The organism is Moraxella oblonga NBRC 102422, from assembly GCF_001598275.1.
Classification (GTDB): Bacteria; Pseudomonadota; Gammaproteobacteria; order Pseudomonadales; family Moraxellaceae; genus Moraxella; species Moraxella oblonga.
Map to the genome: position 1 here is coordinate 20,771 of NZ_BCYQ01000018.1, position 13,482 is coordinate 34,252.

Annotated in this window: 11 protein-coding genes and 3 tRNA genes; 3 read left to right on the plus strand and 11 right to left on the minus strand. The window is 41.3% G+C overall.

Features of this window, described 5'->3' with window-relative positions:
- The first annotated feature begins 454 nt into the window (after positions 1 to 454).
- On the plus strand, positions 455 to 1,912 hold the full coding sequence (locus tag MOB01S_RS06585) for an anion permease (RefSeq protein WP_066802847.1): 1,458 nt from the start codon (positions 455 to 457) through the stop codon (positions 1,910 to 1,912).
- Positions 1,913 to 2,076: 164 nt separating this feature from the next.
- Positions 2,077 to 2,646, plus strand: a complete 570-nt coding sequence (locus MOB01S_RS06590; protein WP_066802848.1) for a DUF4126 domain-containing protein — start codon at positions 2,077 to 2,079, stop codon at positions 2,644 to 2,646.
- A gap of 6 nt (positions 2,647 to 2,652) precedes the next feature.
- Here the strand turns inward: MOB01S_RS06590 and MOB01S_RS06595 are convergent, their stop codons facing one another.
- From MOB01S_RS06595 to yaaA, 3 genes are all read right to left on the minus strand, one after another.
- Positions 2,653 to 3,576 (minus strand): regulatory protein RecX, encoded by a 924-nt coding sequence (locus MOB01S_RS06595; protein WP_066802849.1) that lies wholly within the window; start codon positions 3,574 to 3,576, stop codon positions 2,653 to 2,655.
- Between the two features lie 6 nt (positions 3,577 to 3,582).
- Positions 3,583 to 4,677 (minus strand): recombinase RecA, encoded by a 1,095-nt coding sequence (recA, locus tag MOB01S_RS06600; RefSeq protein ID WP_066802855.1) that lies wholly within the window; start codon positions 4,675 to 4,677, stop codon positions 3,583 to 3,585.
- 245 nt (positions 4,678 to 4,922) lie between these two features.
- Positions 4,923 to 5,705 (minus strand): peroxide stress protein YaaA, encoded by a 783-nt coding sequence (gene yaaA, locus MOB01S_RS06605; RefSeq protein ID WP_066802856.1) that lies wholly within the window; start codon positions 5,703 to 5,705, stop codon positions 4,923 to 4,925.
- Between the two features lie 138 nt (positions 5,706 to 5,843).
- Here yaaA and MOB01S_RS06610 point away from each other — a divergent pair, with 138 nt between their 5' ends.
- Positions 5,844 to 6,911 carry an enoyl-CoA hydratase/isomerase family protein gene (locus MOB01S_RS06610; RefSeq protein WP_066802857.1) on the plus strand — a complete coding sequence of 356 codons (1,068 nt, stop codon included), beginning with the start codon at positions 5,844 to 5,846 and terminating at the stop codon, positions 6,909 to 6,911.
- Positions 6,912 to 6,968: 57 nt separating this feature from the next.
- Here the strand turns inward: MOB01S_RS06610 and MOB01S_RS06615 are convergent, their stop codons facing one another.
- From MOB01S_RS06615 to MOB01S_RS06650, 8 genes are all read right to left on the minus strand, one after another.
- Complete coding sequence (locus tag MOB01S_RS06615) at positions 6,969 to 7,388, minus strand: hypothetical protein (RefSeq protein ID WP_066802858.1); 420 nt, start codon at positions 7,386 to 7,388, stop codon at positions 6,969 to 6,971.
- A gap of 207 nt (positions 7,389 to 7,595) precedes the next feature.
- A complete protein-coding gene (locus tag MOB01S_RS06620) occupies positions 7,596 to 8,051 on the minus strand; it encodes a hypothetical protein (RefSeq protein ID WP_066802860.1) in 456 nt (151 codons plus the stop codon).
- 119 nt (positions 8,052 to 8,170) lie between these two features.
- Positions 8,171 to 10,333 carry a catalase/peroxidase HPI gene (katG, locus tag MOB01S_RS06625; protein WP_066802862.1) on the minus strand — a complete coding sequence of 721 codons (2,163 nt, stop codon included), beginning with the start codon at positions 10,331 to 10,333 and terminating at the stop codon, positions 8,171 to 8,173.
- Between the two features lie 246 nt (positions 10,334 to 10,579).
- Positions 10,580 to 11,068, minus strand: coding sequence for an FKBP-type peptidyl-prolyl cis-trans isomerase (locus MOB01S_RS06630; protein WP_066802864.1), 489 nt, complete (start codon positions 11,066 to 11,068; stop codon positions 10,580 to 10,582).
- 149 nt (positions 11,069 to 11,217) lie between these two features.
- The gene (locus MOB01S_RS06635; RefSeq protein ID WP_066802866.1) at positions 11,218 to 13,023 is read right to left on the minus strand and encodes an aminopeptidase P family protein; all 1,806 of its coding nucleotides are present in this window, start codon (positions 13,021 to 13,023) and stop codon (positions 11,218 to 11,220) included.
- Between the two features lie 101 nt (positions 13,024 to 13,124).
- Positions 13,125 to 13,199, minus strand: a tRNA-Thr gene (locus MOB01S_RS06640).
- A 23-nt stretch (positions 13,200 to 13,222) separates the two neighbouring features.
- A tRNA-Gly gene (locus MOB01S_RS06645) sits at positions 13,223 to 13,296 on the minus strand.
- A gap of 23 nt (positions 13,297 to 13,319) precedes the next feature.
- Positions 13,320 to 13,403 (minus strand) — tRNA-Tyr (locus tag MOB01S_RS06650).
- Positions 13,404 to 13,482: the final 79 nt, after the last annotated feature.

The window sequence follows — 13,482 nt, forward strand, 5'->3', positions numbered from 1 at the left end:
TTATAAAACTTAGGGTGAACGGTTTTTGTATGATTTTGATGTGAATTAAGTGTATAATTTACTTTACTAACAATCAATTACTGATGCTTATGTGTGTTTTAAGTAATGTTGTATATACATAATGATTAAATGGTGGGTGGGTTTGGCTATATAAACATTGGCTTATTATTTTATCTTTTATATTTATTGATTATTATTTATTAATTAAACTTATTAATATATCAAAACATTCCTTAAATAATTTGCCTACTGACTCATAAGTTTTTGTTATAATAATAATCCATAAAATTTATATGGATATTGATACTGACCGAACCATATTTGATACAATTTGATGGGAGGTGAACTCCATTTTTCCTATGGCATGATGGTGAATTTGCGTCATCTTTATGGTTCTTGTGGTATGTTTTAATAGGGAGATTGGTGAGGTTGATTTTAAATAAAAGGTGAATGTATGCCATTTAAACCCATTCCAACATTAATCGCCATTGTCATTACATTGGCTATTTGGTTTGTCATTCCTGTGCCAGAGGGTGTAACGCCTAATGCGTGGCATTTGTTGGCATTATTTGTCGGAACGATAGTTGCTATTATTGGCAAGGCGTTGCCCATTGGTGCCATCTCTGTGATTGCCATTACATTGGTGGCTTTGACAGGGGTTACGGCAGAGACGCCAAAGCAGGCGATGAACGATGCGTTGTCTAGCTTTTCAAGTCCTCTAATTTGGCTCATTGCCATTGCTGTTATCATCTCACGAGGGCTTGTCAAAACAGGGCTTGGGGCGAGAATCGCCTATAACGTTATTGGTGTTTTTGGTAAAAAAACGCTGGGGATAGGTTATTCACTTGCCATCGCTGAGACTTTGCTTGCTCCCATTACTCCCTCAAACACCGCTCGTGGAGGAGCCATCATCTACCCCATCACTCATTCCATCGCCCAAAGTTTTGGTTCAAAGTCTGACGATGGTACCGCCAAAAAGATGGGTGAGTATTTGGCACTTGTAAACTATCAAGCCAACCCCATCAGTTCAGCGATGTTTATTACTGCCACAGCCCCCAATCCATTGGTGGTGGAGCTGGTTGCTAAGGCTACGGGTAACGACATTCACTTGTCGTGGACGACATGGGCGGTCGCCATGTTATTGCCGGGTCTTGCGTGTATTTTTCTTATGCCTTTGGTGATTTATTTTATTGCAAAACCACAAATCACCAATACTCCTGATGTCAAGACATTTACAGAATCCAAACTTCGTGAGCTTGGTAAAATCAGCCGTGATGAAAAAATCATGCTTGGTGTATTTGCAGGTATGCTTCTTTTATGGGCAAATGTACCTGCCATGCTTTTTGGTGAGGCATTTGGTGTAGATGCAACAGCGGTAGCATTTTTGGGATTGTCGGTAGTCATACTTACAGGTGTTTTGACTTGGGACGATATTTTAAAGGAGAAATCTGCTTGGGATACCCTTGTGTGGTTTGGCGTGCTGATTATGATGGCAACCTATCTAAACAAGCTGGGTCTTATTGGTTGGTTTTCATCACAAATTGAAAGTGCCATCAGTAGTATGGGACTTGGTTGGGTTGGTGCGGTAGCAATTTTGACACTCATTTATCTGTATGCTCATTACTTTTTTGCCAGTACCACCGCTCACATTACGGCGATGTTTGGTGCGTTTTATGGGGTGGGACTTGCTCTTGGAGCACCACCGATGCTCTACGCCCTTGTCTTGGCGGCAACCAGTAGCTTGATGATGACGCTCACTCACTATGCTACAGGTACAGCACCTGTCATATTTGGGTCAGGATATGTCTCTTTGGGGCAATGGTGGAAAGTGGGCTTTATTATGAGTGTTGTTAATATGATTGTGTGGATTGGTGTGGGTCTTGTGTGGTGGAAAATGCTTGGTTATTACTAATGAGTCATTTTTAATCTATTTAAGAGACTGATTGTGTGATACATGATTGTAATTAAAAAATAAGGGCGATGATGTTGCCCTTATTTTTATAAATTTGCAAAAATGCACAATCTGTCATTTGGTTTTGCTATAATGACTCATCAGAGTTATTTTTGGAAAATATCATGACCACAGAGATGATATTAAGCATTTGTTTGGGGATTGGATTGTCAGCAAGCTCAGGATTTCGGGTATTTGTGCCATTGTTTGGTATGTCTTTGGCAAGCTATTTTGGCATTTTACCACTTAGTGAAAATTGGGCATGGCTTGGTAGTACGACCGCCATTGTTATTTTGGCGGTGGCGAGCATTGCCGAATCCTTGTCTTATCTTGTGCCTTTTGTGGATAATCTGCTAGATACGATTGCTGTACCAATGGCAGGGCTGGCGGGGACAGTCGTCATGGCAGGTAGTTTGACCGACCTAAGTCCTGCCATGACATGGGCGTTGGCAATCGTGGCAGGTGGTGGCACGGCAACCGCCATCAAAGCTACGTCCGCCACCACAAGAGCTGTCTCAACCGCAACCACCGCAGGTGTTGCCAATCCTGCCATCGGACTGGCAGAAACTGGCACGGCGGTTGGGTTGTCGGCATTGGCGATTTTTGCACCTATCATCGCAGGCGTGGTGGCGGTGATAGGGGTGGTGATATTTATCTGGCTGATGATGAAATTAAAACGTGCCAAATCGAGTTAAATTAAGTCAAGTTTCAACATCATCAAGCGTCATCTTTAACGCCCTAAAACACACGTCCATATCAAAACCCCGATATTGTAAAAATCGTAATTGGCGAGCTTTTTCTTTGGGGTCTTTGGGTGGGGTGTCGCCATATTTTTTACAGCGAGCCTCAACCGCCAATTTGAGCCAGTCTATTTCATCACTTTTATCATCATTTTCTAAAATTGTACCGTCCGCCACGCTATCTATATCGCTCATGGCGATGAGTGTATCCATGCCTCCAAAATCTTTGGCGTTTAATCCTGCTTTTTTGAGCATTTTGGCAAGGTGCTGTACGCCACGTCCTTTTCGTACCGATTCACGCACGAGCATGGTGGCACAGCGTTCGTCCGATTGGTAGCCTTTTTCGGCAAATTCAGTCAGCAGGTCATCAACCGCCACGCTGTCGCAGTCTTTGGCAAGTAATTTGTTTTTTAACTCAAAGCGTGATAATTCTTTTTTGGACAAATAATAAAAAGCAAGCCACCGCATATAACGAGTCTGTTTATCAGGGATTGATAATTTTTGGATTTCTACTTTGCTTAATAATTTTAATAAATTATCATCAAGCACAGTTTGATTGTCATCATTTAACAACAAATCCACCGATGATGTTTTGGTGTTTTGATGATTTAAAGATGATTTTTTGTTGGGTGGTTGTTTTTTGGGTGGTTGTTTTTGAGGTAAATCAGATAAAACATCATGGGTGCTTGAATGAGTTTTTGGTTTTTTAATAGAATAATTGGGTTGATTTGTAATGGTTTTATTGTTGGCAAGAGGGGGGTTGGTATCTTTTAAGTGAGTTGAATGATTGTTTTTATCGGTCATGTCAGCTGTTTTGGCAGACACAGGCTCTCCCATGTCTGCTAAAATTTCATCTAAGGTTTTGATTTTTATGGATTTATCCATAAAGGCTTAGTCGTCCATACCTTCAACATATTCTGGCACATCATCAGCATCATCGTCCGAGTGGGCAACAGTAATGCCTGAAAGTTTGGCTTCACGGATTTTGGCTTCAATCTCTTGGGCAATGGCTGGATTGTCTGCCAAAAATTGACAGGCGTTGGCCTTGCCCTGACCGATTTTTGAACCTTCGTAGCTGTACCATGCTCCTGATTTGCCCACAATATCAAGGCTTGCTCCCAAGTCCACAATCTCGCCCAAACGGTTAATGCCTTCGCCATACATGATGTCAAATTCGGTTTGGCGAAAAGGAGGAGCCATTTTGTTTTTGATGACCTTGACACGAGTTTCGGAGCCGATAACCTCTTCTTTGTCCTTGACCGAGCCGATACGGCGAATGTCAAGGCGTACAGAAGCATAGAATTTTAGTGCGTTGCCGCCTGTGGTGGTTTCAGGAGAACCAAACATCACGCCGATTTTCATGCGGATTTGGTTGATGAAAATCACCATGCAGTTGGAGCGTTTGGCGTTGCCTGTGATTTTGCGTAGGGCTTGGCTCATTAGGCGGGCTTGTAGACCCATGTGGCTGTCGCCCATTTCGCCTTCAATTTCGGCTTTGGGGGTTAGGGCAGCGACCGAATCCACCACAATCAAGTCTACCGCCCCAGAACGCACAAGCATATCCACGATTTCTAGAGCTTGCTCACCGTTGTCAGGTTGAGACACCATAAGGTCATTGAGATTCACGCCCAATTTTTTGGCATAAATGGGGTCTAGGGCATGTTCTGCGTCAATAAAGGCGCATTTGCCACCCTGCTTTTGGCATTCAGCAATCGCTTGTAGAGTAAGTGTGGTTTTGCCCGAACTCTCAGGACCAAAAATCTCAATAATACGACCCTTTGGCAAACCACCAATGCCAAGAGCGATGTCAAGCCCTAGCGAGCCTGTAGAAATCACGTCTACATCTACTTTTACAGAATCATCACCCAGATTCATAATTGTATTTTTGCCAAATGCCTTTTCAATCTGGGCAAGGGCGACTTGCAGGGCTTTCTCTTTATTAACTTCTACGCTTTCATTTTCGTCTTTCTTGGGTGCTTTTGCCATGAAATTTTACCTTTTACTAAACAACTTTGATTACAATAAGTGTACGTCATTTTCATGTGATTTGGTTACATTTGTGCATCCAAATCACGCTCATCTACATTAATTCTTGCCTATTTTAGCACTTTTTTGGGTGAAAATTTACTTTGTTACAATAAATAATTGTTAATTTTAAATTAACAATAAAACCATAAAACTACAAAATTACCAACCAAGTTGCAATGGGTGAGTGCGTGGCGGTCTCCCTATTAAAAAATCTCATCTCGTCTAAACACCCATTCGTCATGATTGCTAGATTTTTCGTCAAAATAATAGCCTTCCATGTCAAAATCCTTTAATTCGTTAGGGTTTTGGATATTATTGACACAAGCAAATCTTGCCATCATGCCCCTTGCTCGTTTGGCATAAAAGCTGATGACTTTATATTGTCCATTTTTATAATCTAAAAATTTGGGGGTAATGATTTGGGCATTGATTTTATTTGGTTTAACCGCTCCAAAATATTCATTAGATGCTAAATTTATCAAAATATCCGAACCGCTTTCAGCAATTCGTGTATTGATAACATCAGTAATCATATCATCCCAATACTCATATAAATCATCGGCATGAGGGGTTTTTAATTTTGTGCCCATTTCTAGACGATAAGGTAATATATTATCTAATGGTTTTAAAATGCCATATAAACCTGATAAAATACCCAAATGACGATTTAAATATAAAATCTCATCATGGGTTAATGAATAAGCGTCCAATCCTTTATAAGCATCACCATCAAATAAATAAACCGAAGGTTTTTTGTTGTCGCCAAATGGATAAATCCAGTTTTGGTTGCGTTGGACGTTTAATTGGGCGATTTTGTCAGATACACTCATGAGTTCTTGCAAATCAATACTGTCTTTTTGTTTGAGTGTTTGCATAATGTTAATAGAGTTTTCTATTAAGGCAGGCTCACTCAAATGAGCGGTCAAATCAAAAGGAATGGTGGTTTTTTCATCTAAGTTTTTGGCAGGAGATAATAATAAATACATATCTTTTCCTAATTATAAAAATTTTATTATAAAACCAAATAGGATAAATTTCAATTAAAAATTATCATACCAACATATTGATTCGTTCAATTAAATCTGTTATTCTAGACTTAGATTTTTTTACTAAAAGGATTTATCATGACTGATAAAATTTTATCTCAAACTATTCCTACCAAACACGGCAAATCCATTGGGGTGATTACCCTAAACAACCCCAAAGCCCTCAATGCCCAAAACTTAGACATGGTCAAGCACACCCATCAGCTTCTTGATGTGTGGGCAAGCGATGAGCGTGTGGCGATGATTGTGGTGCATGGGGTGGGCGATAAAGGGCTGTGTGCAGGAGGTGACATCAAGGCGTTGTATGGCGACACCGATGGCATGACTGCCCATGAGTTTTTTAGTCATGAATACGGTCTGATGTACGCCATGCACACCTATCCAAAGCCGATATTGGTGTGGGGACATGGTATCGTCATGGGCGGTGGCATGGGATTGTTTGCATCATCTAGTCATAAAGTAGTTACCCAAAGCACACTCATGGCAATGCCAGAGGTATCTATCGGACTGTTTCCTGATGCTGGGGCATCTTATTTTTTAAATCGTGTGGCGGGTAAAATTGGATTATTTTTGGGTCTGACAGGGGCGAGGTTTAATGGAGCAGATGCTTATGAAATTGGTGTGGCGGATTTTGCGATAAGTCATGATAGATTTGATGAGGTGTTGGATATGATTTGTCAAATTGACTTTCAGGACAATATAGTCAATCATCATTTGTTGTCTGTTTGTTTAAATCAGTTTCATGACAAATCTATATTACCAAATGGTCAAATCATGTATGATTTTGATAAAATTAACCAATTAATGAATGGAGAATTGCCAAGCATTAATCAGGCATTACTTAATTATCAAGGTGACAGTGAATTTATCAAATCTGCCATTGACATTTATAAAAATGGTTCGGACATGACAAAAGCCATTACTTTTAAAATCTATCATGATTTAAAAACCACAAAAAAGAATTTTTCTTTAAAACAAATATTTGATTTAGAAACGGTGGTTGCCACTAATTGCGTCAATCATGGTGATTTTAAAGAGGGTGTAAGAGCACTGCTTATTGATAAAGACAAAAATCCAAAATGGCGACATACGCTTGATGATATGCCCATGGGGTGTATTGATGAGTTTTTTGGGGAGTTTAAATAATCATTGATAAAATAAAATCCGCTTAATGTGATATTAAGCGGATTTTTTAATGGGGCTTTAATGCTGTCTTTTAGCAACCGCCTTGCAGACATGGTCAAAATAGGGCGTGATGATGGTTTCTCTGTCAAGTTTTTCCCACCGTTGGTCGGTAGAAGTGGTAATCGCTTCTTCGACTTCTTCATAAAGAATGTTGTTATTTTGGTCGTACAGCACGTAGGCGGTGTTGGCGAGGCGTTCTTTGGCACAATCAAAATAGTAAAACATTCGCATTTCAGCCACGCCGTCTGCCAGCTCGTGAAATACGCCACGCTCCCAAGTTGTTACAAATGGCTTGCCTGTGTCGGCAAAATGCTCAACGTGCGTGTATTCGTCCGCATAATAGCTTTTGCCAGCCAGCGTGTCATAAACCCATTGCCAGTTTTCGGCGTGGGCGAGTGTACATAAGGAAAGCAAGGCGGTAAAAAGCAGTTTTTTCATGGCGAAATGGGTGCGGAATTTAAGCTTTATTATAATCATAAAGGGTGGGTGGTGCAATTTTTATTGGTTGTTTAAATGGTGAATTGATTTGTTGATGTTGTTATTCTATCACAAAAAACAACACACCCCTTGTGAGATGTGTTGTTTTTTAACCTTGGTAGCCGTAAAACTAACCATAATAGGTATTGTTATTTTTATTAAACAAACTTAAAATTTTTTCGCAAACTGTCCATTTGTCATTTGAGGAATGATTTGTTTGAGTTTGGTCACTCGTTGTTCATTACAAAAATCTTTAATCTTAGATTGTTGGAGAAGATGAAAATCCACGCCATTCATTTCATGAATCAATTCATCATATCCATACTTTTTGGTAAGAAGTGAAATGATTTTTTTACTGTCCACAGTCATGCCACAAGTTTTTGCTCCTGCTGTTCTTGACCATGCATATTGCAAATTACTGTCCCACCCCATCGCATCAACGCCAGTAAAGCCATTATCATAATGATATTTATAAGCATTGCCATCAATGTTATAAGCTGTCATTCCGCCTTTGCCAGAATAATTACCATATTCGCCCTTGGTTGTGCCATTAATACTTGTTGTACCTGTACTGGCACAACCAACCATTAATAGGACAATCGCAGAAAGTGCTACTTTTTTCATAAAAAGCCTTAAAATAAAAAATATAAACCCCTTAATTATATCATTATCGCAAAAAAAAACAAATTAAAAGATAAAAAACGACACTCTTTACAGAGTGCCGTTTTAACCTAACCTAAAAATTATTTTTTAAGGTCATAGCGGTCATTGTTCATTACCTTAGTCCACGCTTTAGCGAAGTCTTTAGCAAACTTCTCACCTGCGTCATCTTGGGCATATAGCTCAGAGTAAGCACGAAGGATAGAGTTAGAGCCAAACACAAGGTCAGCACGAGTGGCGGTAAATTTGGTTTCGCCAGATTTGCGATCAACGATGTTGTAGCTGTTGCGACCAGTTGGTTCCCACTTGTTACCCATATCTACCAAATTACGGAAGAAATCAGTCGTCAATACGCCCACACGGTCAGTGAATACACCGTGTTTGCTACCGCCGTGGTTAGCACCTAGCACGCGAAGACCACCAACAAGTACAGTCATTTCAACGGCAGTTAAGCCCATCAATTGTGCACGGTCAAGTAGCAACTCTTCTGGTGTTGGTTCGTAGTGTGCTTCTTGGAAGTTTCTAAAACCATCGTGAATTGGTTTTAAGTATTCAAAACTTTCAACATCAGTCATTTCTTGAACAGCATCACCACGACCTGCGTTAAATTGTACTGGAACATTGTAGCCTGCATCTTTAATTGCTTTTTCAACGGCGGCAGTACCACCAAGTACGATTAAGTCGGCAATAGATACATTGGTTTCAGCAGATAATTTTTCATAGACTGCCAATACTTTTGCCAAACGCTCAGGCTCGTTACCAATCCAATCTTTTTGTGGGGCTAGGCGGATACGTGCACCATTTGCACCACCACGATAGTCAGAACCACGATAAGTGCGTGCAGAATCCCAAGCAGTTGCCACAAGTTCAGACACAGTCAAACCACTTGCCAAGATTTTTTCTTTTAGGCTTGCAATTTCAGCATCGGTTGGTACATATTTTGGTGCTGGAATTGGGTCTTGCCAAATCAAGTCTTCGCTAGGAATAAGTGGTCCAAAGTAGCGAGATTTTGGTCCCATATCACGGTGAGTTAGTTTAAACCACGCACGAGCAAAGGCATCGTCCAAAGCCGCTTGGTCATTTAGGAATTTTTCAGAGATTTTGCGATAATCTGGATCTTTAATCAATGCCATATCCGCATCGCTCATCGCAATTTTGCGTTTGATGCTTGGGTCATTTTGATCAACAGGCATATCTTCATCGTCCATTTCAGACGGTTCCCATTGTTTTGCACCAGCAGGCGATTTGACATTGACAAATTTGTCTTCGTATTTAAATAGCAATTTAAAGAATTCGTTGTCCCAACGGTCAGGGTGAGTGGTCCAAGCACCTTCAAGACCTGAGGTTACTTTACCAGGCTCTTTATAAGACCAACCCAAACCTTGTTCGGCGATGTCGGCTGCTTCTGGGTCAGCACCAACTTCTGCTGCATTGCCATTGCCGTGCATTTTACCAATGGTGTGTCCACCAGCAGTCAAAGCAACAGTCTCTTCATCATTCATACCCATTGCCTTGAAAGTGATTTTCATATCACGGGCAGTTTTGATTGGGTCAGGGTTGCCGTCCACACCTTCTGGGTTTACATAGATCAAGCCCATCATTACGGCTGCTAGTGGGTTTTCTAGTTCACGATCGCCAGACCAACGGTTGCCTTTTGAGCCAGTTGGTGCAAGCCATTCAGTCTCGCTACCCCAATAGGTGTCTTTTTCTGGGTGCCAGATGTCTTCACGACCAAAGGCAAAACCGTAAGTTTTTAGACCAGCGGCTTCATAGCCGATTGTACCTGCAAATAGGATAAGGTCAGCCCAAGAGATTTTGTTACCGTATTTTTGTTTGATTGGGTATAGCAGACGGCGTGCTTTGTCAAGGTTTGCGTTATCAGGCCAGCTGTTTAATGGTGCAAAGCGTTGGTTACCTGTGTTACCGCCACCACGACCGTCCGCAGCACGGTAAGAACCTGCTTGGTGCCACGCCATACGAGCCATTAAGCCACCATAATAACCGTGGTCAGCAGGCCACCAGTCTTGGCTGTTGCGAAGTAGTGCTTCAATGTCTTTTTTCAAAGCATCAACATCCAACTTTTTGAGTTCTTCGTGGTAGTTGAACTCTTCGCCCATTGGATTTACTTTTTTGTCGTGTTGGTGCAAAATATCAAGATTTAGGGCTTTTGGCCACCAAGCCATAGGACCTTGTTGATCTGAGGTTACGCTACCGTGAAATGGGCAGCCTGCTTTGATTTCGCTCATAAATAGCTCCGTTGTGATTAAGCTGGCAAAAGTTGCGTGCTTTTAAAAATTTGTGAATATAAGGCAAATGCCTACTTGTTGCAAGGGATTATAGAGTATTTTTTTTACTGAGTAAATTAGAATATTTTGATGGTTTTGTTTGGTTTTTTAAATTAGAAAAACTTTAAAAAAACTAGTTAACAATTTATAAAACCAATCATAAAATGAGTTATTTATAAAAAAACCCAAGCGAACTTGGGTTTTTGATTAATGGTGATGATGACCGCCAGCACCATGAGCATGACCATGTGCCAACTCTTCGTCAGTGGCAGGGCGTACGTCCATAATTTCAACGTCAAAAGTTAGGGTTACACCAGCAAGTGGGTGGTTAGCATCCACAATGACAACATCATCTGTTACATCTTTAACAGTAACAAGCATGACATGACCATCTTCGGTTTGAGTTTGAAATTGCATGCCCACTTGAATGTTGTCCACACCTTGAAAGTTCACTCTTGGCACTTCTTGGACAGCTTCTGCCATGTATTCGCCATAAGCATCTTCTGGGGCGATGGTAGCGGTGAATTTGTCGCCAACTTTTTTGCCCAAAAGCTCGGCTTCAAGACCGGGTATGATATTGCCATGACCGTGTAGGTATGCCAAAGGTTCGGTGTTAGATTTGTCTAACACTTCGCCTTGTTCGTTGGTCAAGGTATAATGAAAAGTTGCAACGGTATCTTGTGCGATAACGGTCATAGAATGTTTCCTATAAAAAGTACAGCCAAGCTGTATCTATTCTTGATAACATCAAGAATGATGATCCGCCAAAAAGCGGGCTTATAACATAATGACTTTATATTATATCAAAAAAGCATCTTTAAAAGATAGCAGATATTTGTAAAGTTTTAAATTGGCTGGGTGCGTGCGACAAGCCAATCTTTGGCAGAACCACTCAAACGACTGATGAGTTCATCGTGAACGTGTTGGTGGTAGGCGTTGAGCCATGATTTTTCATCATTATTTAACAACTCCACAAGCAACAACCGAGTGTCAAACGGACATAGTGTCAAGTCCTCAAATTTTAAGAATTCACCAAATTCACCATCACAGGCTTTAACTGCTACCACGAGGTTTTCTAGACGTACCCCCCATTTGCCTTCACGATATAGTCCAGGCTCATTGCTGGTTATCATGCCTTCACTAATAATCCGCTCTGGGCTAATGGGGGCGTTTCGTGAGATGGATTGAGGAGCTTCGTGGACATTTAAAAAATAACCCACGCCATGCCCTGTACCATGCCCATAATCTAGCCCATACCGCCAAAGTTGGTTGCGAGCCAACACATCAAGTTGCATGGAGGGGATGTTTTTGGGAAAATGGGCGGTGGCAAGGGCGATGTGGGCTTTTAATACATAAGTAACATCACGTTTCTCATCATCGCTGATATTACCAACCCCAAACATACGTGTGATGTCGGTTGTGCCGTTTTTGTATTGAGCACCAGAATCAATGAGTAACAATCCATTTTCTTCTAGGTATTTAAAGCGTGTGTCTGTTGCCCTATAATGGACAATGGCTCCATTTGCTTTAAAACCTGCAATGGTGTCAAAACTTGGGCTGACATAATAAGGTTGGCGACTTCTGGCAGTGATGAGCATTTCATCAACATCAAGCTCGGACACGCTCTCACCTTTTGCCAGTTTGTTTTCTAGCGTTGCAAAAAATTCACATAATGCCACACCGTCTTGTCTCATGGCTTCACGAATGTGATTGATGTCATTTTGTGATTTGATGGCTTTTAAAATGGTGCTAGGGTTCATTGTTTTGATGAGGGTGGCATCTTTGGGCAATTTGGCAATCGTTCCAACCGCAACCCTATGCGGGTCAATGAGTAGATTTTTGGTAGATATCAAACTGCCTGTTACATCATCATAGTGAGCGATGTCAATACCTGCTTGATTGAGCAGATTTTTGGCTTGCTCATTTAATTTATCATCATGTACAAACAATGTGGCGGTATCGTGGGTGATGAGCAAATGTGCCAAAAATACAGGGTTAAAGTCCACATCAGCCCCACGCAGATTGGTCAGCCATGCAATGTCATCAAGACTGCTAATTAGGTGGGTATTTGCACCCTTGTTGGTCATTTTTTCACGAACTTGGGCAAGTTTGGCGGCGGTATTTGTGTCCACAAATTCATCATCATGTACATAGATAGTGGCATTGGGCAGGCTTGGGCGATCTTGCCAAATGCTGGCTAAAATATCAAAATTGGTAACCAATCCGATGTCATGTTTGTCAAACAAGGCGGTCAATTCATCATATTCTGCCACTGACAAGACATTACCATCTATGGCGACTTTTGAGCCTGCTGGTAGGTTGTCGGCTAGAAATTGGGCATAGGTAGGATAGCCTTGCATCATTTTTTGTAATTCTATGCCTGTGCCTTCAAGTTCAATGGGGGCTTGTACCCAATAACGACTATCCGTCCACACTCCTGCAAAATTGGCGGTGATAACTAATGTACCAAATGACCCTGTAAAGCCTGACAGCCAAGCCCTTCCTTGGTAATGCTTGGGCAAGTATTCAGACATATGTGGGTCGGCAGAAGGAATAATCAACGCAGACAAGCCGTGTGCAGTTAAGGTGTCTCTTACTTGTTGCAGGCGTGTTTGGCGGATATGGGTAGGGGTTTTGTAAAAATCAGTCATCATGATTCCTAGTGGTTGTTATTGGGGTTATTTTATCACAAAGGTTAAAAATGACAAAAAGCAAAAAACCTTTGAAAAATATCTTTCAAAGGTTTATTATATGGAGCTCTTGGCGGGAATTGAACCCGCGACCTCTTCCTTACCAAGGAAGTGCTCTACCCCTGAGCTACAAGAGCAAAATAAATTTGCTATCAAATAATGGAGCGGGTGGCGGGAATCGAACCCGCACCATCAGCTTGGAAGGCTGAGGTTCTACCACTAAACTACACCCGCAAGGGTAATCTGGTAGGAAATAATGGTGGTGGGGGAAGGATTCGAACCTTCGAAGCTTTCGCGACAGAGTTACAGTCTGTTGGGTTTGACCGCTCCCCAACCCCACCAACTAGGACAGGCATTCTTTTAATGGTCTGTTAAAAGATTAAGCCCCATATCGGGCTTACCTGATTAGGTTTCTTAGGA